Genomic DNA, 22,660 nt, shown 5'->3' on the forward strand with positions numbered 1-22,660 from the left:
GTGATGGTTAATATTATGCTTGTACGCTTTTTTGTAGCCAAACCATTACTCCACATAAATCTCATGGCGCTTCAACTCATTCGCTAACGCACTGTAGTTAGCTTTCAAGGCCGGTAAGGTGTTTTCGCTCACCTCTTGCGTCAATGCTTTAAGCAAACCGCCTCCATATTTAGCGCCGTACACGCGCGCCTCAACCTTACTCACTATCTCAGAGGCTTGCATATAAAAGCGACGAGTATCAGACAAAATTTGTGACGGCGTCTCTAACGTATTGGGTGAGTAACGCATATTATCCCACACAAAGTTTGCCATGGTCGGGTGGTGACTCTTGATATCGTAAGGCGCTTTACCTGAAATAAAATCCGCATAGTCATTGATAATGCTGACGTTGTCATTAAGCTCATCATATAGCGCGTGGCGTAGATAGTAGTTGTTTTGCTTGTTAGTCAAATTGTCAAATGTGATCGCCTGTGACAAGCCCTCTTGCGCCGCCAAATAAACGCCGACAATGGTAGCGATAATCATAAATACTTGGCTAATCCAAAAACTGGTTTTGACCAACTCACGATTATCCAGTTGTGGAAAACGTTTCACTGGCGCACTGGCCGCGCTCTGTTGCGAATTGATATCCATATCGTGCAATACTCCTTTTGTTGCACAGCCTATTGAGTTTTGCCCCCTTCTAGCCCCATCAGGGATGAGCGGTCTATCATTGAGCGCTCGCGGATACTAACACAAGCCAATAAACCGTCGCAAAAACAATAGTTAAAACCAATATTCTCGACTAAATATGGGTAACAATATCATTCGATTTAATCGAAAGGTATGAGTAGTTTTTAGCTATTTTTGTTCACCTATCAAGTCGCTATGCTAGAGATTGGCCATGAACCAGCCATTAATATCTGACTTACTATTTCTGCTCAAAGGAGTGCTTAATGCACGTTATTAGTCAATTTAACGCGAGACCCGCTATGGATGGTGATGGCGTAAACATTCATCGTGTGGCCGACTTTTTAAATACTAAGTTCGATCCTTTCTTAATGCTCGATGAGATAAAATCCGATGATGAGCAAGATTTTATCGGTGGCTTCCCCCCTCACCCACACCGTGGCATAGAGACATTCACTTATATCCGTAAAGGGGGATTTGAACACAGAGATCAACTGGGGAATGTCAAAGCGATTCGTGCAACCGATACGCAATGGATGAGCACGGGCAGCGGCGTGGTGCATTCAGAAATGCCATTGGCCGATGCTACCGATGGCCTGCATGGCTTTCAAATTTGGGTCAATATGCCCGCCAAAGAGAAGATGCGCCCGGCCATCTATCAAGATAGCACCGAAGAGGGAAACCCTGAGTCACGCAATCAATCGGGTGCCACGTTACGGGCATTAGCGGGTAATTGGCGTTTTGTCGGCGAGCACAGCATTTGTGCGCCTATCCAAGGGCTTGCTGGTGATGCGATGATCGCAGACCTCATGTTAGCCGCAAACGGAAAAGCTGAGTTAAACCTCGCCCATCGCGACTTTGTCGCTGTCTACATCTACCAAGGCAACTTAGTCACGGCACCTCACGCACAGTCGTTTAACCAAGGACAATATTTGGTGTTAGATAGCCAAAGCCTTGTTGGCCTCAATGCAGGTAATGAGGGCGCTGGACTGCTTATTTTTGCAGGTAACCCTATCAGGGAGAAGATTGTTCACATGGGCCCATTTGTCATGAACACTCAAACTGAAATAGAGCAAGCCGTACGCGACTATCAAGCGGGACGTTTTGGCGAAATTTAACCTGTCATGAACTATCGACAGCTGCGGTACTCCTAGCTGCAACAAGACAAATTTATTACCACTTTGTAGGTAAATCGTTATTTACAATGTGGTTTTTAACAACATTTTTGTGACTTAGACGATGCTAATGCACGTAAACTTGAGGCGCATCAACATTTGAGTGGTGACTGCTGTGGTAATTTCTGATCAGTTTCTAACACAGAGAACACTTGATGAACGCACTTCGGCACACTCTAGGTAACTCAGCGAGTCGACTTACCGCGCTGATTTTACTCCTAACAACGCTATTCACACCGGCAGTTTTTGCCAGCACCGCTGTTGCAAGCCAGACCTTGGATTTAACCGCGACCGCAGCGGGCTACGTCGCCTTAGTGGTATTTGTACTCGCCTATGTACTGGTTATGGGTGAAGAAGTACTCCATCTACGCAAGTCCAAACCCGTACTGGTGGCAGCTGGGATTATCTGGGGCATTATTGGCTTTATCTATATGCAACATGGCATGTCAGCGTTGTCAGAGGCGGCTTTTAAACACAACTTGCTTGAATACGCTGAGTTACTGCTGTTTCTCTTAGTCGCAATGACCTATATCAACGCCATGGAAGAACGTAAACTGTTCGACGCATTACGTGCCTGGATGGTAGGACGCGGCTTTAGTTTACGAACGGTATTTTGGCTGACTGGCTTTATGGCATTTTTCATCTCCCCCATCGCAGATAACCTCACCACAGCCCTATTGATGTGTGCCGTCGTCATGAAAGTGGGCGGCGACAATAAGAAGTTTATTGGCCTTGCCTGTATCAATATTGTCATTGCGGCCAACGCTGGCGGTGCCTTTAGCCCCTTTGGCGATATCACCACCTTGATGGTATGGCAAAAAGGAGTGGTGCACTTTGAGCAATTTATCGACTTGTTTATCCCCTCTCTGGTTAACTACTTAGTGCCTGCTGCGATCATGAGCTGCTTTATCAAGAACACAGTGCAACATACTGAAGAGGAAGCGGTGATAATGAAACGCGGTGCTCGTCGTGTCGTTCTCTTGTTCTTACTCACCATAGCAACAGCCGTTTGCACTCACACCTTTTTAGGTTTACCTCCGGTACTTGGCATGATGACAGGTTTGGGTTTCTTGCAGTTTTTCGGTTTCTATCTGCGAAAAAGCTTCTCAAAAGCAGTGCTTAAGGCCCGTGAAAAAGCGGAGCGCGAAAACAACATTAAACGCCTAGAACAACTGGGTAACGTGGTGCCCTTTGATGTCTTTAGCCGTATTGCTCGCGCTGAGTGGGACACACTCCTGTTTTTCTATGGCGTGGTATTATGCGTTGGCGGTCTGGGGTTTATGGGTTATTTAAGCTTGGTTTCTGAAGCCATGTATACCCATTGGGATACCACCTATGCCAACATTGCCGTGGGAGTGCTCTCTGCTATTGTCGATAATATTCCAGTGATGTTTGCAGTACTCACCATGAACCCAGATATGGGCCTGGGACAATGGTTATTAGTGACCCTTACCGCAGGCGTTGGGGGGAGTTTGCTCTCTATCGGCAGTGCAGCTGGCGTCGCATTAATGGGTCAAGCACGCGGTATCTATACCTTTGCAGCCCACCTAAAATGGACCCCAGTGATTGCCTTAGGTTATATCGCCAGTATCTTGGTTCACCTATGGTTAAACGCAGCGCTATTCTAACGTCTGATAAATTTTAGAAAATTAAGCCCTATCGCTTAATAAAAAAGGGCGTCGAATTGACCCTTCGACGCCCTTTTCATCACTTAGCCATCTGCCCACTATCAGTTAATCAAGCCAGCCATAAGAAACCCACAAAGGTCGCTCCTGCCGCAATTAAGGCATAGGGTAACTGTGTCACGGCATGACTCACCAAGTTACAACCAGAGCCTTGAGCCGCTAGCACAGTAGAATCAGAGTAGAAACACGCCTGACTACCAAAAGAGGATGCCGACAACAGCGCACCAATCACTAATGGAATGTTAGCGTCAACCGCTTGCGCCAGAGGCATCACAATAGGAATTGAAACCGCAAAGATCCCCCAGCTAGATCCGGTGGCAAACGCCAATATCGACATAGCTAAAAACACCACGGCAGGCAACAGTTGCGGCGTCATAAACGGACTGAGATTATCAATAACATATTGCGGCAACATTAGTTTGTCGCACACATCTTTAAACACAAAGGCGGCAATCACGGTACCAATGGCTGGCAACATGGCTTTAAAGCCATCAATCATCTGCTCCATCATCTCTGATAACGGCATCAGGCGCTGCACACCATAGTAAGGTAAAGTTATCGCTAAGGTGGCTATAAGACCTTTCAATACATCAATATCGAAATAAACCGTAAAGCCAACCAAAAGGATAATTGGCACAAAAAAATTGTGCAGCTGACCTAAGTTGTCCGCGTGCTTAAACTCATCTTCAATCGCTTTTAGCGCGTATTCATCAGAAGTTTGTACCTCATCAAGATCTGTCCTCGCTAATGCAGGCTCACCTTGAGCGGCAGCTTGTTGTGCACGCTTCATTGGCCCAAAAGCAGGCACAATACCTAAGATGACCAACAACACCATAGCCACTGCAAGCCAAGCGTAAAGCATATAGGGGATCGCTGACATATAAACCGCAATCCCTTGGCCTTCGCCGGCAATACCATTGTCGACCAAGAGGCCGCCAAAGAAAACCGCCCACGTAGAGAGAGGGACTAAGACACAGATAGGTGCAGCAGTAGAGTCCACCACATAGGCTAGCATTTCACGGGAGACCTTGAACTTATCCGTGACTCTTTGCATTGTCGAACCAACGGTTAACGCATTGAGGTAGTCGTCGATAAAAATCACCACGCCCAATATAAAGGTCATAAACAGCGACGACTTAGGCCCCTTAGCCAACTTGAGCGCATGACGACCAAATGCCATTGAGCCACCGGTTTTAACCAGCAATGCGATTAAGGCACCAAACCCACCACAAACCAAGATCAACCAACCTATGGTTTCATCGGCCATAACAGATAGGGAAATATCAGAAAAGTTACCTAATACTTCTGTGGGTTGGTACATCACCAAGCCAACTAGGGCACCAATAACTAACGATAGGATTGGACGGCGTAGCCAGATGGCTAACACCAAAACCACCAAAGGTGGGATAAGACTTAAGGCTGTCGGTTCAGACATGCGATAAGGTCCTTCTTAAATTGAGCCTTTTGGGCTAACTAATTTACTCGGCGTAACACTGTATATGGCATCACGCTTAATTGCTGCTTTTCATGGACATACCACCAGTCATATTTAAACAGACTGATGCCATCTATTGCACCTTAGTAAAAACATCGGCGGCAAAATAATCTGCAATGACCTTTGAGTCAATAATTAATAATTAACTTATCATAAAAAAGTCATTAACGGACTTAAGTAAAAACTTAACCTTATGAAAAGTATTAATATAATAATTTTTTAATGCAATGTTAAAAAAGCAACCACCTATTGATTATTCAGATAATATGCGTAGATAGGTGATACTTGGCATGAGTAAAAGCAGGAAAAGGCTTTTCCTTGCCTTATACCAATCAGTATAAAGTTCTGATCGCTCAGCGAGCATTTAACGCGTCTGAGGCAAGGCTCTTAATTGCTCCTAGGCTCTAGCATCCTAGGCAACCGCTCCATGCGTGAGCCTACCTCCTAAATCCCTTTAGTCGTGCTTCGCCCTATATGTATATAGTCGTGCATTAAGGGCATTCACAAGGTTCCTATTGATTGCAACGAGTGAGGAGCAGTGTCGTTCTAGATTTAAGCTCGTTAACACTGCATCGGGTGCGCTAAAACTGACTTTTTGAGCGTGCTTTTTACCTGCCTATTCCTGCATTGAATAGCCTCATAAGGGACTAACCATTCTATCAGCTATTCGCCTTGTACTCGTTGCCAAAAAACACGTTGAGTCGATCACATTCTTGTACTGATTGGTGTTACAGCGTCTTCAATCACAATTTCTCTCACCAAAGATGACAAGTCTAAATAGCGTGCTACTCTGCAAAAGGTGTCAATCAATGGAGTATGACCATGACAAGTTCTAGTGCCGCCACTAATCCAACAACGGCAATTAAACCTTTAGCATCTGCACGGCCGATAATTCTTGACTGCGATCCCGGTCATGATGATGCAATCTCTCTTATTCTCGCGCTAAGCAGCGACCAACTCAATCCGCTAGCGGTAACGACCAGCGCAGGGAATCAAACCCCTGACAAAACGCTAAATAATGCACTGCGTATACTCACGCTGCTCAACCGCAGCGATATTCCGGTCGCTGGCGGCGCCATTAAGCCGTTAGCCAGAGAGTTGATTATTGCCGACAACGTTCATGGCGAGACTGGCTTAGATGGTCCTAAGCTACCCGATCCCACTTTTGCCCCAGTAAGTGAAAATGCCATCGAATTGATAGCACAAAAAGTGCGTCAAAGTAGCGAACCTGTCACGCTAATTCCGTCAGGCCCGCTGACCAATATCGCGCTGTTTTTGGCAAATTATCCTGAGCTTCACAGTAAAATTGATCGCATCGTCTTGATGGGAGGTGCCGCTGGCGTAGGCAACTGGACACCTGCTGCCGAATTTAATATCTTTGTTGATCCAGAAGCTGCCGATATGGTGTTCAAATCCGGCATTGCAATCACCATGTGCGGCCTAGATGTGACCCATCAAGCACAGATCATGGATGAAGATATTGAGCGCATTCGTCAAATTCAAAACCCTGTGGCGCAGTGTGTCGCAGGGTTATTAGATTTCTTTATGATCTACCATAGAGATCCTAAGTGGGGCTTTACTGGCGCGCCTTTGCATGACCCCTGCACTATCGCTTGGTTGTTAAAACCAGAACTGTTTACCAGTATCGAATGCGCCGTCAGCGTCGAAACCAAAGGCGAACACACTCAAGGCATGACGGTGGTGGACCGCTATCAACTCAGTGGACAGCCAGCCAATGCCACAGTGCTATTTGATATTGATAGACAAGGCTTTGTTGACCTAATCGTTGAGTGTTTAACCGCCTATAACCAATAATGGCAATCGCTATGAGGAGGGGCTTCCCCTCCTTTTTATCGGGAAAGAAGAGATCATGAGTAGACTGTTAATTGTGGGCAGCGCCAACGCCGATCACGTGATGAATTTTGAGTTTCTGCCAGCAGCCGGGCAAACGCTAATGAGCCAAAACTATCGCTTGGAACATGGTGGTAAAGGTGCAAACCAGGCCGTGGCTGTGGCACGTTTATGCCAAGAGCATACTCGAGTCGATTTCATCTGCCATGTGGGCGACGATACCATTGGTGATGCGCTATCTAATGCTTGGCTCAGTGATGGTATTTGCGAAGATGGGGTCACAAAGAAGGCTGGACAAGCAACAGGTACAGCAATGATTTTTGTCGGTAAGAATGGCGAAAACATGATTGGCGTTTCGGCGGGAGCGAACGCCTCATTAACCCCTGAAGCATTAGGCTATCATCAACACCTTCTTCGCAAAGCTGACTGGCTCTTAGTGCAACTAGAAACACCGGGGCCGACTGTGCTTAGCGCGCTAACCTTAGCCAAAGAAAATGGCACAACCACCATACTCAACCCAGCCCCTGCTAGTGTCATAGGCAAAGACCTGCTGCGTTTAGTCGATATCATAACCCCCAATGAAACCGAAGCAGAGGCAATAACGGGGATTGAGGTCACTGACGCCTCCAGTGCAAAGCTAGCCGCACAGATGTTACATCAGTTAGGCCCCAAAACTGTCATCATTACGTTAGGTAAACAGGGAGCCTACCTCAGCCATGATGGTTTCGAAGGCATCATCCCAGGTATAGCAGTTGACCCCGTCGACACTGTGGCCGCAGGTGACACCTTTAATGGTGGCCTAATGGTCGCCTTGAGTGAAGGTTTAGCAATGACAGATGCCGTCAAATTTGCCCATCAAGCGGCTGCCATTACCGTCACGCGTTTTGGTGCACAACGCTCAATTCCCTATCGCCATGAATTGAGTACAGCAAGCCTGTAAATAACACTAGCCTTGCTCGCGGCAAGTCAGCAGCAGTTGTTGAAAGTGGGCGCCGAGATCCTCTGATGCCCACTGACCACTCGACTGCGCCAACTGATCAAGGGTTTGCAAGGCTTGATCTAAGCCTTGCTGGTCGACTAACGCTTTGCCATAAGCCGCCAAGTCAGCACCTTGTTGCACAAGATTAATCACCTGTTCGATACTAACGTCTTGCTCTATGGTGCCTTGGAGCTGGCTCATCAAATCGGTAATTTGCGCCGACTCCACCAACGCGCCCTCTACGCTGACGAGCTGGCCAAGCGGGTCATCGCTGAGCCGATTAGCCACGCATGCAGAAATCGATCCTGCCTGTGCGCTGCGAGCAACAACATCGATCCCCTGAGTGCGGATCTGTTCAATCACGCTTTTAAGCTGTTGATCTTGTTCAAGCCATGCCTGCTCTATTTTTGCCTTGTCATCACCAATAAAACCACAGGCAGACAGTGACAACAGTGCCGTTCCCACCACGATTTGAGGTATTTTTTTCATCGATTATGACTCCTTTACAACGCGATATCTTAAGGTAAAAGAGACTATAGCAAGCGTTAGTTAAATGATAATTAATTTTATTGAGCCAACATAAAGGGCCAAGAGAAGGCCCTTGCAGTAAACAGACTATCGACACACGCAACGTGCAGATTGTTCACAAGGCGGTGCTTTAGCCACCTCACACCTACCGGTTGTATTACCTTCCCCGACACACCAAGCATTACAATCAAACGTATCAGGATGACCCGTATCGTTGCCGTGAACATGGACCACATCTTTGCCTGGGTTTGACTCCACTAGCATACCGTCTGGCAAACAAGCTTCGCCAAACATGCGCCCATTAGCAACACCGTACTCGTCGGTACCAATATGACAGCCTGCGACACCAGGCGCTACGCCATCAGAATCTTTCCACCATGTTTGCTTTGCCGCTATCCAATCTGCTGGCTTAAAGGCAAAGGTCCCTTTAGCACCAGCCATCTGTTTTGCCCCACTTGAGGGCTGGCCAATATCACCATGGCCAGCGGCCGGCAAAGCAAAGAATAAGCCTAAACAGCTTATTAGCAATAACGTTTTAAAAATATTCATAACCGCTCCTTGTTAGTGTTGCACATAAGTGTAGAAGCTAATGAAAAGCTCTGCTTGGGCCCAGCGATCATTCAATAAAAAGTAGCAATATAGTGGTTGATTAATCGCCAAAACAGGCGTAATGTTCGGCGATCTCGGTAGTGGCACAAAGCCGTTAAAAAGTGCCAGCCTGCCGTGAATCAAGATGCTAGGTAACTATAAAGAGGACACCCAATGGGTAACAAAAACCAGCGCAACGTCACTATTGAACATGATAGTGGTCGAGGCAAAATAAAGGACAACGCCTTAAAGGCTATCGTCACCAGTGAATTATTTAAGATGCGTACTGAAAAACCGAGAAAAGGTAAAGGTTCATACAACCGCAAACAACAAAAGGGGCAAGCGCTAAAGGGCGTTGCCCCTTTTGACTTTCTAGCCCTACAGTTCATGGCCGCCTAATTAGACTCGTTAATCTTTGACATAAATAGTTTCAATCTCGGCCCACTTTCCCATAGTAATATTGACTAATATAAGTCAAAATCTTGCTCTGTTTTTGCTCGCTAACTCTGAGTTGTATTGCTATGCCTTCCGCGACTGTTCTGCCCAAACTCGTGCCCATCTCATTTTTGGCCGTCGTCCTTATCTGGTCAACAACGCCACTAGGCATTGTATGGAGCAGCGAATCGGTACACCCAACCATGGCAGTCCTGCTTCGCATGGTGATCGCTTTAGTCATAGGCTCATTGATTATCTTATTTAGCCGCATCCGCCTGCCTTGGCATAAACGCGCCTTTAAACTTTATGCTTTTTCCTCTATCGGCATTGTCGGAGGCATGTTGCTCAGTTACTTTGCCGCTCGTTATCTTCCCTCGGGCACCATGTCGTTAATCTTTGGTTTATCGCCGCTACTGTCTGGGATACTGGCCCAAAAGCTACTTAACGAACCTAAATTTGGTCCACTGAGAGTATTGGCGCTATTGCTGGCATTTACTGGGCTTGGTGTAGTCTGCTCCACCAAACTATCACTGGGCAACGACAGCTGGATAGGTTTGGTATTAGTGTTGAGCGCAGTGTGTCTATTTAGCTTAAGTGGGGTGTTAATTAAAACCGTTAAACTGCAGATCCATCCTATTGCGAGTACTGTAGGGGCATTATTGTTTTCTACACCGATGTTTGCCATCGCTTGGATTATATTCGACGGCACTGTGCCGCTAGACACATGGTCAATCAAGTCGATGGGGGCCATTTTATACCTAGGTATCTTTGGTTCACTAATCGGCTTTATCGCCTATTTCTATATTCTACAACACCTCAATGCCAGTACCGTGGCGTTAGTCACCTTGATCACCCCAGTGTTTGCCATGGCGCTTGGCGCACAACTCAATGGTGAGACGATCAGCGAGACCCTGATCATTGGCGCAAGCTTAGTACTAGGGGGATTAGCCATTTATCAGTTTGGGGACAAGCTGGCTAAAAATCGACGTCGCTCCCAACAGATATAGTCTTAAAACGCCATTTTATACTGATTGGTATCAGCGGGTTTTTCATGTTGTTTGGCGGTCAACTCACGCCGCGTTTTACTGGGCTTAGACTGCGACTCAGTGTCTGGGTTAAGTGCCATCAAGGTTCGAATGTAATCCACCCGTTGTCGATAAGCTTCAGAGCTGAGATAAAGGCCTTTGTTGACCACAAAATATAAGCTATCAATGGGCGCTTTTATGCTGCTATTCATACTGTACTCCTCACCCTTTTATCGGCCGTTATCGCGATAGGGATAGGTTTATCCTGCAATATAAACACAGCATAAGTCGTACCAAGAAGGGCAAATGAGCGCTAACGCCCTCATTCATTTATGATTAACGCTCAACCATAAGACTCGTCGTGAAAGGCAAGCGTCAAATAATTGCAATGCAAACTCTGGCTCGATTGATATTTAAAATACTTACAGAGTCTGCAAGGCAAGCCTAGTCATCGGCCTTAGACAGGTGCATACGGGTTACGTCTCGGTTCCACAGCTGGATGATCTTTCGTGTTTTGTCTTTGTTCCAAAAGCATTTACCAAAGATGATAATCCCTGCTCCTTCAAGATCTCGTCGGTCTTCGATACCAAAACGCTGTTGTAATGCCCCCTTAAAGCTGTCGATAGGAATACCGACATCTTTGCTATCGGCAGGGTTTAGCCACAACATGGCTTTGTCGCTATGGGATAGCGTGCCCCAATACATACGTGGAGAGCCATTATCAGTAGGCTCTGCGTCGACAAAATTGACGAATAAATTCTTGGCGCGCCATCGATATTTATCGTCGGTGTAGACCCACAAGTCGGAGCTGGCCAGATCGCTTCCTCGTAATAAGCTATTGAGTAGTTTCTCTAACCCTTGGCTACCGATACGTTGATCAGGCTGATGAGCCCTCTTATCGTCCAGATACTGACTTTGAGGCTCTGCAATCTGATTAGGCAGCTCAAGTGCATTATTAGACTGAGCTTTCTTATCTAAAACGGCAGTTTGCGGTGAAGACGGTTTAGCCTTAGCGGTTGAAGGTGAACGGCTGAAATCAATTTTTAATGCATCACTTTCGGTGATGAGCTGATTCACCTCTGTCGCATCTTGCTCTTCACGTTGACGACTAGCAGAGGGCTTAAATTCGGCGCAATCAAGCTGATGATAACGAGAGCCAAAACAGGCCGTTTTACCATCTTTAGATGCTTTACGGAAATAGGCTTTACCATCACACACAGGGCAAAATAGATGCTGGCGTAAACGCTCTATCTCAGCATCGTTTAATACCTGAAACTTAAATACCGAGTAGGTCATGTCAGGTTGAAGATCTATTTTGCAAATAGCGTCAAGCATGTTTCTCTCTGATTTATTTTAAGTTGTAGGCGGTAATTTAAGGCAAGTTACCGCCAAGCAATCAATCAAGTGTTTCACTGGAAGTCGGCATATCTTCAGGCGCTAAGGCTGCTTGTTCGCGACGATCACTTTGCAACCAATTGATAAAAATCTCATACCAAATAGCCAGAATAACCGCCCCTAAAAAGAGGCCGATAATCCCTGCGGTTAACATGCCGCCAATGGCGCCAATTAAAATCACCGGCATAGGCACATCAACACCTCGTCCCATCAACATAGGTTTCAAAAAGTTATCAGAGAGCCCAGCAAGCACCACCCAAATCGTAAATATGGTTGCCGAGATGGTCTCTTGTGTGGAAAACACATAAGCGATAACAGGTAACACAACAATAAGTGCTGGAAGTTGTGCAATACCCAATATCAATACCGCAAAGGTGATAATACCTGCCGCAGGAACTCCAAACACAAACATCGCCGAGCCGACCAACATAGATTGAATAAAGGCTACACCCACCACACCCAGTAACACGCTACGTATCGTCGCGGCAGTCAATGTACTCCACGCTTGCGCATTGGGACCAACCGCTCTCACCGCGACGGTTTGTACCGCTTTAGTACAGGCATCAGCATGAGCCATAAAGCCTCCCGCTATGGCTAAGGAAACGATAAACATCACTAAGGTGGCTAGGCTGCTGCCAATCACTCCGGCCATTGCCGATGCTGCATGTCTAATCTCAGGTAAAAAATGTAAAATTGCTTTTTCTAGGTTAGTAGAGACCAAACTCCATATTTCAAAAAGATTGTCACCAATTATTGGGATATCTGCCACCTTCTGTGTTGGACCGGGGATTTTCACCTCGCCACTTTGCAACACTTCTAATGTCCGCGTCACGCCCTCAAAAATGGATCCAGATACCACGACCACAGGCGTAATTAACAATATGATCCCCACTAAGGTCAACACTGTCGCCGCTAGGCCCCGACGACCCTTTAACATTCTCTCTAGCTTTTGCGTGACAGGCATTAGCGCGACCGCAATGATGGCGCCCCACAGTACAGGAATAACAAACGGCCTGACAATGTCATAGGTCCAAAACAGTAAAACCAGCAGCAGGCCAATTTTGATGGCTGACTCTGTCATGTTGTTGACGAACAGTTTGCTCTGCTCTTTTTGGGTTAAATGGTCCATATTAGTTTCCCTGACTATCTTGTGTTTGCGCTAATCCAGCGCTGACTAAGCTTGCTACCACAATCGCCATATAAAACACACCAGCAATTGCCTCCATATAAACAATCACCTGAGCAAAGGGCGTCGCCGGACTAATATCGCCGTAGCCTAATGTGGTTAAGGTGACAAAACTAAAATAGGCAAACTGCGACATCATCTCTCGCCACGGTGCGGCTTCTACGCCATTAAATGCGTGGGGAGAAAGGGCAACAATCAAGATATAGATAATCGCCCACATTAATCCCATTAATAAAAACAGAGCGATAGACCCTATCACTTTGTTTGCATCAACCTGCCCAGTAAACAGAATTTGCCTTGCTATGGAACGAAATGTCCCACCATAAAATAGAAACATCAATATCAATATGATGTTATCCATCATCTCAATATCAGTAACATTACGCACTATGATGGCCACCATCCAACCACCTAAAAGGGTTGCCATAAAGCGATACCAAGCGCTATCGAAGCGTAGACTAAAGATACAGACGATAAATGTCACTGCCGTGAACGCTTCTATAATGAACTCGAGAACCCCATCTGGCATCTCTTTTACCAACGACGCACTTAACAGCAACGCGATTAAGGCCAGTGTGGTGTAAAAGAAATTATTCTGTTGGGTAATTTTTCTTGCCATTCATGACGCTCCTTAGTCTATAAGCTATCCCCACCCTTAAAATGGATGGTCCACCATTATCCACAAGTTTGTTCCCTCCTCTGAATGGGCAATATCGCTGCGCACCACAAGACCCGCCATCAAAGCCCTCAAAGAAACACCAAAGTCATATTTAATATCACTGAATAATTCGCTGGCTTTAAACGATGGCGCTACACGACCAGCCTCGACAAACCCAACCAATTGAAACCAATCTAAACGTAAGAAGCGTAACCAGTTAATGTCCTCAACGGGGTTGGCTTTAAATGTATAACGATATTCCGCAGTACCATAAATTGCAGCCTTATCGTGAAAGCGGCTTTGATCGAAGCCTCGCATACGATAAAAGCCGCCTAAGGTTGCGCCCTCATTATAGGGGGCATTTCCGATCACACGCCTGCCCCCCAGCTCATCATATTCAAGCGCCCAGGAGGGGCTATATCCTGTCCAAAAATTGAGCGCGATAACCCGTTGACTTGCATAGTCTGAGCTACCTAAAGAGAAGTATTTGCTCATATCTAGATTGATAAATGTCCACTCATGATCAGATTCTAGCCAAGCCGAATCGTGTGATATCGATAAATATTGGCTACTGCCATAGGAGGGATTAATAGGAAAGTCGGTATTGTCATACAAGATACCGAGTTCAAGCGCATGGATAGCGCCATCTAAAGTATCCTCTTCAAACTCAAAGCTTTGATAACGATTAAACTGTCGCAGCACCAACACGGTTGCCCCACTGCTCAATGGATTCCATTCTTCACCACCACTCGGCGCAGACACCAATAAGCCATTTTCTATCTGATATTCAACTCGGCCGCTCTCTTTGGTTGCTCCAAAAGGAAGCGCATACTCAAGCTTAATATCAAACCAGTTGGAAGCCCCATCGGCTTGTAGAAATTGCTCATTTGAAGAGCCGTTACTCCCCGGTAGAGGCCTATCATAAGGAATATACTCATCGGTACTGCCAGCATAGGCCTTTTGCTGCGGGTAATAACCTAGCATGCCATACACACTTAAAAAGAATCGCTCGGTTTTTGGCAGCTTATAGTTCCATACGCCACCGCCGATACCACGGCTTACCTCACCACCAAATACCGTCCCCCCTATGGTCATCTGTTCTTGATAATAACCACTTAACATGCCGCCGACACCAAGATTAACGCCCATGGTATCAGTACTAAAAAGGTAGGGCAGCACAAGGTTTTCTTTCACTTTTGTTGAGGTTTCGGCGCGATTAACCGCACTCTTAACATTTGCGGCAGGGACAGCCAAAACCTGATTAAGCATAATGGCCCATAGCAAGGCGATCCCTATCGTGTTTAGGTAACACTTGCCCATAATCTTCCTCGTTGCTAACCGATGGTGTTTATCCAAAAACAATATAACATCAATAACTTGTAAGGCTAGTGTTAAACATACCATCACGCTTGGCTTATAGCCTGATTTTTAGGGTGATCATTACAGGTGCATGGTCCGTGCTATGACTATCTTGCTCATAAATTGGATTCAGCAGATGTCGGTCGTAGGTGTGATAGCGCTCAACCTCAGCCAAACATTGGTCGTTATGCGGGTCAAACTCATTCGACAGCAGGATATAGTCGAGCACTGAACCCGATGCCAGATGGTAGTGCGTAGGTTGACGGGCAACGGCGATAGGACAGTACTGCGATCGCTCGAAGAGGTGATAAGCATCTTGCAGACGATAAAGATTGAACCCCTGCTGTGATAATCCGCTCACTAAACGGGTATCGCTGGAGACCAAGCTGGCGAGCACGCCATCGCTAAGGTGGTCATTAAAATCCCCCATTAAAATGACGGGATGAGATAACTTCACTCGCTGCTTAGCTATCTCATAGCGAAGCAACATAGCTTCACTGCCTCGTACCATCGCCGCGCTCCACTTGGCAGCGGCTTCAATGGCAAAGTGCTGGCCCACCTGCTGAGTGCTCACTCCCAAGGTATCGACGCCCTGTTCAACGTCAAACTGACCACGTTTAGATTTAAAGTGCACCACGTAGCAATCACAAGCTCCGAGATTTGGCATATCAATGGTCGCCATTAACGGTTTGCGACTGAAACTAAAATCAGCCTGCAGCCCCATCATCGTCGCCAACTGCGGGTCGGGTTGCACAGGCTTAAAAGCTAAGATCGGAAACTTGGATGCCAGAGCAACAACAGGGCTACGATAGATAAAGCCATCGGTGACCAAAGGAGCATCAACAACCGCAAAAAACGGATAACCAGCATCATTAACTAAACGCTGCAACGCATCGATGGAGAAGACTTCCTGAAATCCAATGACATCTGGTGTGTGCTGTTGGAGATATTGAGTGATCCACGCCTGTTTTTGCAACCACTGGGGGTCAGTGTAAATATTAACAAAATCGTAGTAGGCATCTGGCGGCGCCATATAATTAAACAAGTTTAAGGTGGCGACTTTTAACTGATAGCGACTCTCGGATAAATTGGACACGCGGCACCTATTGTTTAATTGAATTGTTGAGCGCGATCGCAAGGCGCACCCAGCCACGCGCTACAAACTTAATAGCGCACCATCTGCTATCTCTACCCGATTACGGCCGCTGCGCTTCGCTTCGTACAACGCAATATCAGTTTGATGAATAAACGCTTCACTTCTGCTGTCTTGTTTAGGCAATGCGATAGACACACCGATACTGACCGTAATGTAATTAGATGTTGGCGATGCACGATGAGGAATGGCGAGCGCCTCAATGTTGGCCAAACAACGCTGAGCGGGTACCACACAATCTTTGGTATCAGGCAAGAGCACAACAAACTCCTCTCCCCCATAGCGTGCCACAACATCGGCTTTACGGTTCAGTGTCTGCTCTATCGCCTGCGCCACCGCAGCCAAGCACTCATCACCGGCTTGATGACCATAGGTGTCGTTATAAAGCTTGAAATGGTCGATATCGATCATCATTAACCCTAAGCTCGAACCTTGGCGCACCGCTCTTAACCATTCGTGATTAAAGGCTTCATCAAAAAAGCGCCGATTGGCAATTTTTGTCAGCGCATCAGTTTGAGACAACTGCTCCAGCTTTAACTTTGCCTCCTCTAATGCCTGAGTACGTTGCGCCACCTCCTCTTCAATTAAGGTTGTGCGGCGCAATAAAGCATAGACGTAAGCACTGCCTAGCAGCACAAACACCCAGCCAATAGCGGTGATCAAATAGGGCATCATTGATCGGCGCTCGGCGATATAACCAAGACTTGGAATAGCGTTAATTGACCAGTTCCGCCGCCCTACACTAGCAAGAGGCTTGGTATAGCTAAAATCACTTTGGGCGACAGAAAACTGCATTGGGATCGTTTGGTTACTATAAAGCACCTCAATCTCGCTGCCTAAGGTACGATCTTCCAAAGTAAAATAGATCCCTTTTGCGGCCGTGCGTTGTACGGCTCGATCAAACATGTCACTGACCTTCAACACCAACAAGACAAACCCCTTTATTTGTTCGCGTCGCTTTATCACATTTTTAGGCAAGCCTTGATATACCGGGATTGACACTAAAGTGCCGTATTGCTGACGGCCTTGTCCCAGCAGCGGCGTACTGGCACTGGCCACCACCAGATCTAGATCGCGAGAAACCGCTAGTGCGGCCATACGTGTCGAGTTAGACGCCAAGTTATAGCCTAAGGCAAACTCATTACCTGCAACGGGCTCAACATAGGCAATAGGGAAATACTCGCTGTGTTGTTGCTCCGCGACTAACATGCCTGATGCCAGCTTCTGGGTGATCTCAAAATCGGTGAATAACCGCTGCTGCGTCAATTCAAATGGCTCACGCTGTTGATGCGTAATACGGGGGGCCCACTCAATCGCATAGATATCTTGATGACGGACAATGAAGCTCTGTGCAATACGAGCAAACTCTTTGGCGGTGACATGTTCAGAGCTATCAAACAGCCCCCTAAACGCATAAAGTACTTCGATATTAAGTAGGATCTCACGCTCAAGCGCTGATGCCTTGTCGTCGACATCTTTTCGAAATTCGGTGGCTATGGCCGCTGACTCTTTCTCATGGAATCGCTGCCCCAAATAGCCAGAAAAACCTAGCCCAGCCACAACGATTAATAAGATAATGTACTTCGAGTAGATGTTCATACTCCCCAACCAACAAGTCAAAAAAACCACCAACAGCTAGCATACCTGTAGTGGTTTTATAGCAAAAATCTTACCAAGGCATATCAAAGTAGACGCGCACAAAGGTGTCTTTATTCCACGGCAAGATAGGCAGATAGTCTGGGTCATCAACTGAAGTATTCGCATAAGGATCAAGGTTATACTCAGTATATTTCACGCTCATGACTAACAAGCTATCTTTAACCCATGCATTGGCATCATAGCTAAGCTCGGCTTGTAACTCATTTTCTAACCAATCACTGCCATCGTTCCACTGCTGAGCTGAAAGCGCTAACTCAAAAGATTGCCCCAAGGCAAAGTGCGTATCAGCGGCAATCGTATAGGCACCGGTTTTATTTTGAAAATCTTCACGATCGTAACCACGGGTGCGCGGCACATCATCATCTATCTCTAAAAAGTAATAGCCGCCACCCACTTTTACTCCAGCACTAAATGTATCGGTTTGATACTGGTAAGCCACTGCAGGAAACACTTTTGCTTGCTTCTCAACTGAACTCACAGTGTTACGCTTACCCTCTAACACCACTTCCCAATTGATGCTGCTGGTATCAGAGAAGCTGAACAACTCGCCACTGGCACCATAAGCCGAACTAAACCAGATAGGGATATGATCGGGATCTAACTCATCGACATCATGATCGATATAAATATTAATGTCACCGGTCAGTAAAATATCGCTCTGTGTCATGTACTCAAGGCCAACCTGCACCCCAGCACCAAAGGTATGCGAGTCAGCCTCATCAACATAATAATCATGGGCACCGATCGCTAAGCGCCAATCTATCTCATTTGCAGAGGCTGTCGCCCCCATGTTTGCAGCCACTAGCGCACTTATTAGCAATATCTTTGATCTGTTCAAAACGTTTCCCTCTGTTTATTGCCCAAACTCGTCGATATCATTGAGTTCTGTTCCCGTTGAGATTAAGTCAAAGTTAAGCATAAATAACCAATATTGTCAGTAAATTAAAGCGTTCGTAGCCGATGAAAATCTTCATGTTCTCCGTGAAGGTGCGACACGCTTTTACCTATTTGCCAGCGCACATCTGCGACGACATTTATTGGCTTAGCATCGCCTAAATTTAAACGCACCAATAATGAGCAACAATTTAAGGCTTGCGTTCCAAATCAGCTGTTGCCATAGTAGAAAATATCGCCAATCACGGATGAGTGAAATTGCATGTTACTAGCCAAACAGCCACCAATGACACCGCGACTCGATGATCAAACCGCTTCAGCGGATCTGTTTGCGATCAAAGGTGACAACCCCCTCATCTGGCCACTCTTGTCACTATTACAAAGCTCCCTAAGCAGCTGGAAGGTACATCACCTTGCCGCTGAACTGCAGCAAAAAGGCTTAATGCAAAACCTCGATAAAAACCCACAAAAAGCGCTATTCAAACAAAACTTTCTCTTGATGAATGCCCTGTTCGAACTGCAGCAGATCCTATTACCTAAAAGTTGGCTGCAAGTGAAATCGATGGAGATACAGATTTTTAGAATCGTCCCCTGTAACCTCGACCAACAACTTGCCGAAGATGACCCCCTCAGGGATTACTACAAAGATTGGCGTAACTACGATACCTGCCCCGATATCATTCAAGAGATGCTGGAGTCTTTCTGGAACCGTTATGAAAACTATATCGGTACTAACCCCAATTTGATGCATCAAAGCCGAGCCTTGGCTGTTTTTGAGCTTGACGATACCGCCACCAATAAAGAGATCCGCAGACAATGGCGACGCCTCGCGTTAATGTGGCACCCCGACCGTGATGGCGGCGATGCCTCCAAGTTTCGAGAAGTTTGTGAAGCTTGGCAAAGTTTGCGAGAAAAAAGCTAAACGAGCCGCTGAAACTCCAACCTGCATCACATTCTCAGCGCAGATTATTGCGCTGACTTCAGTCATACTTAAGCTTTCGCTATTATGCTAATAAAATTGAATTTTTCCGTTACGATTTAGTTATTTCGCAACGACTTCGTCATTCTGAGGACATCATGATTAAACATATCGCATTAGCTCTAACCCTTGCCATTGCTCCCCTAAGCAGTTTTGCTGCCCAGTTTGTTGAAGGTAAGCATTTCACTACCGTTTCTGACAAAGCCCCTAGCGCTGAACCTAAACTTACCGAGTTTTACTCATTCTATTGCCACAACTGTTTCAACATGGAAACTCAATATTTAGGCGATATCAAAGCCAACCTGAATAAGAAAGTGAGCTTTGACAGCAAGCATGTTGACTTCATGAACAGTGAAATTGGTACCGAAGTGATGCGTTCGCTTGCCGTTATCCAAGAGCTAAACGTGCAAGACACTATGATCCACGCCATGTTCGCGGCGATCCAAGGTGATGAAAGTGCCCACGGACACGACCATGATCACAGCGCTCATGAAGAGCCAGCTATCAACAACCGTGCAGACATTAAGAAAGTGTTTGCCGATAAGGGCATCGATATCAGTAAGTATGACGCTATTGCAGACAGCAAAGCGGTCAACGAGAAGATCGATCTTTGGCGTGCGCAGCAACGTGAATTCCGCATTCAAAGTGTACCCACCTTCATCGTTAACGATAAGTACGCCGTCAACCTTAGCCAAGTACGTACCCTTGGCGAGCTCATTGACCTGATCAATTACTTAGCTGTAGAGCATAAATAAGCCCAGTACTTATTATGCAATACCTATCAAAGGCTTCTTCGGAAGCCTTTTTTATTGTTCTGTTGTCACCATGCCACCAACGCCACTGCCATGCCTAAACCAAGTTATCACTCGCTTTGACTTGGTCTAATTGAGATGCCATCAACGTCCGCCCCGGCATCTACACCGAGTTTTCTACCTCTTCGATTTGACCTTGTGAGAAGCTTTTGGACAAAAATAAGCTGGCCTTCGAATGAAGGTGTTGGCATTTTTTGTGGTTTAACATTTCGCTGTTTTGGAATTGGGATTTGTGTTTAAAGTCGAATCTTCATTGTAGTTAAAAGCCTGCGGCTCGCTTAAGTGCAGATACTGCTTCGGGACGCTATACGTCATCCCTGACCGCTTAACGAAAACATCCATGTTTTCGATACCCTCAGCCGCATCTACACAGGGTTATTTTATCTCTCCGATTTAGCCTTTCGGGTATCAATCTAACAATCAAAAGTTAAATCGGTTTTGGACAAAAGTGTGTTTACCACTACACTAATAGGCTCTGACCCCATGATCTACAAAGCTTGCCTCATAGAGAGTAAACCCTGTAAGAGCTAACATGGTTAGTCACCCTAGCGAATACACTTGGTCAAGCTATCAATCTAACGGCATAGGCATAAAAATCACTTGCCTGACACCGCATCCGATCTACCAAGCCCTTGGGGCAGACTCCAGAACATCGCCAGTATCAATATAGTGAGTTATTCAATAGTGCATTACCACCAGAACAACTCCATAGCAGCAGAAACGGCACTAACCACAACTTTCCTTTAGGTGACACTTTTCCTCTGGTTCTAAGTTTACTTTGCCCCCCACTTATCATTATCTAATCCTGATACTGCCATAGGATACATAATTAGCCGAATCAGATGGACCTACTACAATTATTTTATAGCTGTCCTTATTTGAACTCGCAGTTTCAATGACAATAGGCCCCCCAGCGCTAGGGAGGTAAACGTTATTAGAAGGAGAAAAATGCATTAAAAATCGGTCTGCCAAATAATAGTGTTGAGTCACACTTAAGCTGCATACATCCTCGTTTGTTTTCAACACCTCAAATGAGGCCAACACAGCAGCATAATAAGTCGCATAATCGGTAAAATGCTCACGCATATAATCAGGTATCTCTCTGACATAAAACTGAAAATAATCATTATCAGTCTCGTACGAATAGATATCATCCTCATTAATGACTCGATGCTTTAGCGTGACTCCTGCGAGGGTATATGTCCTCAAATCACCTGCGATTTTTCCGGATATAAGGCTGTGATGGGCTAAGTAATCTTCCGATGTCATATTTTTGAAGTTAAGGTTTTCCATAAACGCCATGTCTTTTTCATTGAGCAGGCAGCGCTCACACCCCGTACCCAGCAATAGTACTATGAATAAAATAGTATACGTTCGCAACGGTTTCATCCTCTAAAAGTTTTCTGCATAGAAAGACACGGCATTATTACTCACATTGTCTAAATACTGTGTAAGACTAGCATTATCATCGGCCATAAAACCTGCAAAAGACAACGCCGTTACGCCAAAGGAAACTGCCCCTGTGACTTGTGAATACAGACCCAAAGTGGGTATTTTGGTTGCACCTATCGCTAGCATTGAATTATTACTTGTCAGTGAATGTCCTGATCCTGCCAAGTGACCAGCCATCTTAAGCGCATCGGGAATATAGCCCCTATTTAAGTTATCTAGAATCATCATTTGATAGTATTCTGCCGTTGCCACACTTTTAATGCAGATAATAAGCCACCCATAGTTAATCAGTAACATAACACCATTATTTGCTGATTACTCCTATGCTGCCCATGATAGGCATCATAAATGAGAACACCCATTGAGATGGTTTCTAGCGGAGCGTCAGATAGGTTGGATTTGATAGAAAAAAGACAAGAAGGCAGAGTTTAAGGCATCACCAATTGACCTGAGTGACAGGCCTAGTGCAAAAGTGGGAGGTGACTAAATGCTAACTAAATGGCAGATGCTGACAACTGCTTGCAAAATGCCTTCGTCGTTTTTCTAGGTGGGTATAATAGTCATCAAGCTCTTGCACTGAGCCAACAGGCCCCCTAAAGAGCTTGCCAAAATCAATCGTTAATTTGAGCCAGGTTGCTGCTGGAACATTAATTCGTTGCAAGATATTCTCTGCACTTTTTGAG

At 45.9% G+C, this 22,660-nt stretch carries 22 protein-coding genes and 1 pseudogene; 8 read left to right on the forward strand and 15 right to left on the reverse strand.

Going from position 1 to position 22,660, the window contains the following annotated elements; all coding sequences use genetic code 11:
- Window positions 1-45 precede the first annotated feature (45 nt).
- On the reverse strand, window positions 46-633 hold the full coding sequence (locus BEL05_RS15340; protein WP_028763101.1) for a hypothetical protein: 588 nt from the start codon (window positions 631-633) through the stop codon (window positions 46-48).
- Between the two features lie 302 nt (window positions 634-935).
- Here BEL05_RS15340 and BEL05_RS15345 point away from each other — a divergent pair, with 302 nt between their 5' ends.
- Complete coding sequence (locus BEL05_RS15345; RefSeq protein WP_069671698.1) at window positions 936-1,787, forward strand: pirin family protein; 852 nt, start codon at window positions 936-938, stop codon at window positions 1,785-1,787.
- Window positions 1,788-1,999: 212 nt separating this feature from the next.
- Window positions 2,000-3,472 (forward strand): sodium:proton antiporter NhaD, encoded by a 1,473-nt coding sequence (nhaD, locus tag BEL05_RS15350; protein ID WP_069671699.1) that lies wholly within the window; start codon window positions 2,000-2,002, stop codon window positions 3,470-3,472.
- 109 nt (window positions 3,473-3,581) lie between these two features.
- On the opposite strand, the gene BEL05_RS15355 is transcribed toward nhaD, so the two are convergent.
- Window positions 3,582-4,964 (reverse strand): Na+/H+ antiporter NhaC family protein, encoded by a 1,383-nt coding sequence (locus BEL05_RS15355; protein ID WP_069671700.1) that lies wholly within the window; start codon window positions 4,962-4,964, stop codon window positions 3,582-3,584.
- 882 nt (window positions 4,965-5,846) lie between these two features.
- Here BEL05_RS15355 and rihA point away from each other — a divergent pair.
- Together rihA and rbsK are read left to right on the forward strand one after the other, a co-directional pair.
- Entirely contained in the window at window positions 5,847-6,839 is a 993-nt protein-coding gene (gene rihA, locus BEL05_RS15360) for a pyrimidine-specific ribonucleoside hydrolase RihA (protein ID WP_069671701.1), read from the forward strand.
- A 55-nt stretch (window positions 6,840-6,894) separates the two neighbouring features.
- Entirely contained in the window at window positions 6,895-7,815 is a 921-nt protein-coding gene (gene rbsK, locus BEL05_RS15365; RefSeq protein ID WP_069671702.1) for a ribokinase, read from the forward strand.
- Between the two features lie 6 nt (window positions 7,816-7,821).
- Here rbsK and BEL05_RS15370 read toward each other — a convergent pair whose 3' ends face one another.
- Both BEL05_RS15370 and BEL05_RS15375 read right to left on the reverse strand, forming a co-directional pair.
- Window positions 7,822-8,343 carry a hypothetical protein gene (locus BEL05_RS15370; RefSeq protein WP_069671703.1) on the reverse strand — a complete coding sequence of 174 codons (522 nt, stop codon included), beginning with the start codon at window positions 8,341-8,343 and terminating at the stop codon, window positions 7,822-7,824.
- Between the two features lie 126 nt (window positions 8,344-8,469).
- Window positions 8,470-8,931, reverse strand: a complete 462-nt coding sequence (locus tag BEL05_RS15375) for a hypothetical protein (protein WP_069671704.1) — start codon at window positions 8,929-8,931, stop codon at window positions 8,470-8,472.
- Between the two features lie 213 nt (window positions 8,932-9,144).
- Between BEL05_RS15375 and BEL05_RS15380 the strand changes: the two genes are divergently transcribed.
- Window positions 9,145-9,369 carry a ribosome alternative rescue factor ArfA gene (locus BEL05_RS15380; RefSeq protein WP_028763093.1) on the forward strand — a complete coding sequence of 75 codons (225 nt, stop codon included), beginning with the start codon at window positions 9,145-9,147 and terminating at the stop codon, window positions 9,367-9,369.
- Between the two features lie 122 nt (window positions 9,370-9,491).
- Window positions 9,492-10,412 carry a DMT family transporter gene (locus BEL05_RS15385; protein ID WP_069671705.1) on the forward strand — a complete coding sequence of 307 codons (921 nt, stop codon included), beginning with the start codon at window positions 9,492-9,494 and terminating at the stop codon, window positions 10,410-10,412.
- A gap of 2 nt (window positions 10,413-10,414) precedes the next feature.
- On the opposite strand, the gene BEL05_RS15390 is transcribed toward BEL05_RS15385, so the two are convergent.
- The 8 genes from BEL05_RS15390 to BEL05_RS15425 all read right to left on the reverse strand — a co-directional run bounded on the left by BEL05_RS15390 (window position 10,415) and on the right by BEL05_RS15425 (window position 18,678).
- Window positions 10,415-10,642: a hypothetical protein gene (locus BEL05_RS15390; RefSeq protein WP_069671706.1), complete on the reverse strand. Its 228-nt coding sequence runs from the start codon at window positions 10,640-10,642 to the stop codon at window positions 10,415-10,417.
- Window positions 10,643-10,874: 232 nt separating this feature from the next.
- Window positions 10,875-11,765 carry a hypothetical protein gene (locus BEL05_RS15395; protein ID WP_069671707.1) on the reverse strand — a complete coding sequence of 297 codons (891 nt, stop codon included), beginning with the start codon at window positions 11,763-11,765 and terminating at the stop codon, window positions 10,875-10,877.
- A gap of 61 nt (window positions 11,766-11,826) precedes the next feature.
- Window positions 11,827-12,954, reverse strand: a complete 1,128-nt coding sequence (locus BEL05_RS15400; protein WP_069671708.1) for an AI-2E family transporter — start codon at window positions 12,952-12,954, stop codon at window positions 11,827-11,829.
- 1 nt (window position 12,955) lies between these two features.
- The gene (locus BEL05_RS15405; RefSeq protein WP_069671709.1) at window positions 12,956-13,630 is read right to left on the reverse strand and encodes a potassium channel family protein; all 675 of its coding nucleotides are present in this window, start codon (window positions 13,628-13,630) and stop codon (window positions 12,956-12,958) included.
- 36 nt (window positions 13,631-13,666) lie between these two features.
- The gene (locus BEL05_RS15410) at window positions 13,667-14,989 is read right to left on the reverse strand and encodes a BamA/TamA family outer membrane protein (protein ID WP_245687007.1); all 1,323 of its coding nucleotides are present in this window, start codon (window positions 14,987-14,989) and stop codon (window positions 13,667-13,669) included.
- A gap of 94 nt (window positions 14,990-15,083) precedes the next feature.
- Window positions 15,084-16,124, reverse strand: a complete 1,041-nt coding sequence (locus BEL05_RS15415) for an endonuclease/exonuclease/phosphatase family protein (RefSeq protein WP_069671710.1) — start codon at window positions 16,122-16,124, stop codon at window positions 15,084-15,086.
- A gap of 60 nt (window positions 16,125-16,184) precedes the next feature.
- Window positions 16,185-17,780 (reverse strand): diguanylate cyclase domain-containing protein, encoded by a 1,596-nt coding sequence (locus BEL05_RS15420; protein WP_069671711.1) that lies wholly within the window; start codon window positions 17,778-17,780, stop codon window positions 16,185-16,187.
- Window positions 17,781-17,850: 70 nt separating this feature from the next.
- Window positions 17,851-18,678: a hypothetical protein gene (locus tag BEL05_RS15425; RefSeq protein WP_069671712.1), complete on the reverse strand. Its 828-nt coding sequence runs from the start codon at window positions 18,676-18,678 to the stop codon at window positions 17,851-17,853.
- Between the two features lie 318 nt (window positions 18,679-18,996).
- Here BEL05_RS15425 and BEL05_RS15430 point away from each other — a divergent pair, with 318 nt between their 5' ends.
- On the forward strand, window positions 18,997-19,656 hold the full coding sequence (locus tag BEL05_RS15430; protein WP_083250370.1) for a DNA-J related domain-containing protein: 660 nt from the start codon (window positions 18,997-18,999) through the stop codon (window positions 19,654-19,656).
- Between the two features lie 155 nt (window positions 19,657-19,811).
- Complete coding sequence (locus BEL05_RS15435; protein ID WP_069671713.1) at window positions 19,812-20,468, forward strand: thiol:disulfide interchange protein DsbA/DsbL; 657 nt, start codon at window positions 19,812-19,814, stop codon at window positions 20,466-20,468.
- Window positions 20,469-21,320: 852 nt separating this feature from the next.
- Here BEL05_RS15435 and BEL05_RS15440 read toward each other — a convergent pair.
- The 3 genes and pseudogenes from BEL05_RS15440 to BEL05_RS21135 form a co-directional block, all read right to left on the reverse strand.
- On the reverse strand, window positions 21,321-21,905 hold the full coding sequence (locus BEL05_RS15440) for a hypothetical protein (protein ID WP_139151898.1): 585 nt from the start codon (window positions 21,903-21,905) through the stop codon (window positions 21,321-21,323).
- A gap of 12 nt (window positions 21,906-21,917) precedes the next feature.
- Window positions 21,918-22,274 carry a DUF1420 family protein gene (locus BEL05_RS15445; protein ID WP_028764764.1) on the reverse strand — a complete coding sequence of 119 codons (357 nt, stop codon included), beginning with the start codon at window positions 22,272-22,274 and terminating at the stop codon, window positions 21,918-21,920.
- 193 nt (window positions 22,275-22,467) lie between these two features.
- Window positions 22,468-22,660, reverse strand: a pseudogene (locus BEL05_RS21135) (transposase); the annotation flags it as partial.

This window comes from Shewanella colwelliana (genome assembly GCF_001735525.1).
In the GTDB taxonomy this organism is placed as follows: Bacteria; Pseudomonadota; Gammaproteobacteria; order Enterobacterales; family Shewanellaceae; genus Shewanella; species Shewanella colwelliana.

Bases quoted from the DNA above. Each gene is read 5' to 3' on its own strand.
- BEL05_RS15340 (WP_028763101.1), bottom strand. From the start codon at position 633: ATGGATATCAATTCGCAACAGAGCGCGGCCAGTGCGCCAGTGAAACGT.
- BEL05_RS15345 (WP_069671698.1), top strand. From the start codon at position 936: ATGCACGTTATTAGTCAATTTAACGCGAGACCCGCTATGGATGGTGAT.
- nhaD (WP_069671699.1), top strand. From the start codon at position 2,000: ATGAACGCACTTCGGCACACTCTAGGTAACTCAGCGAGTCGACTTACC.
- BEL05_RS15355 (WP_069671700.1), bottom strand. From the start codon at position 4,964: ATGTCTGAACCGACAGCCTTAAGTCTTATCCCACCTTTGGTGGTTTTG.
- rihA (WP_069671701.1), top strand. From the start codon at position 5,847: ATGACAAGTTCTAGTGCCGCCACTAATCCAACAACGGCAATTAAACCT.
- rbsK (WP_069671702.1), top strand. From the start codon at position 6,895: ATGAGTAGACTGTTAATTGTGGGCAGCGCCAACGCCGATCACGTGATG.
- BEL05_RS15370 (WP_069671703.1), bottom strand. From the start codon at position 8,343: ATGAAAAAAATACCTCAAATCGTGGTGGGAACGGCACTGTTGTCACTG.
- BEL05_RS15375 (WP_069671704.1), bottom strand. From the start codon at position 8,931: ATGAATATTTTTAAAACGTTATTGCTAATAAGCTGTTTAGGCTTATTC.
- BEL05_RS15380 (WP_028763093.1), top strand. From the start codon at position 9,145: ATGGGTAACAAAAACCAGCGCAACGTCACTATTGAACATGATAGTGGT.
- BEL05_RS15385 (WP_069671705.1), top strand. From the start codon at position 9,492: ATGCCTTCCGCGACTGTTCTGCCCAAACTCGTGCCCATCTCATTTTTG.
- BEL05_RS15390 (WP_069671706.1), bottom strand. From the start codon at position 10,642: ATGAATAGCAGCATAAAAGCGCCCATTGATAGCTTATATTTTGTGGTC.
- BEL05_RS15395 (WP_069671707.1), bottom strand. From the start codon at position 11,765: ATGCTTGACGCTATTTGCAAAATAGATCTTCAACCTGACATGACCTAC.
- BEL05_RS15400 (WP_069671708.1), bottom strand. From the start codon at position 12,954: ATGGACCATTTAACCCAAAAAGAGCAGAGCAAACTGTTCGTCAACAAC.
- BEL05_RS15405 (WP_069671709.1), bottom strand. From the start codon at position 13,630: ATGGCAAGAAAAATTACCCAACAGAATAATTTCTTTTACACCACACTG.
- BEL05_RS15410 (WP_245687007.1), bottom strand. From the start codon at position 14,989: ATGGGCAAGTGTTACCTAAACACGATAGGGATCGCCTTGCTATGGGCC.
- BEL05_RS15420 (WP_069671711.1), bottom strand. From the start codon at position 17,780: ATGAACATCTACTCGAAGTACATTATCTTATTAATCGTTGTGGCTGGG.
- BEL05_RS15430 (WP_083250370.1), top strand. From the start codon at position 18,997: ATGTTACTAGCCAAACAGCCACCAATGACACCGCGACTCGATGATCAA.
- BEL05_RS15435 (WP_069671713.1), top strand. From the start codon at position 19,812: ATGATTAAACATATCGCATTAGCTCTAACCCTTGCCATTGCTCCCCTA.
- BEL05_RS15445 (WP_028764764.1), bottom strand. From the start codon at position 22,274: ATGTTACTGATTAACTATGGGTGGCTTATTATCTGCATTAAAAGTGTG.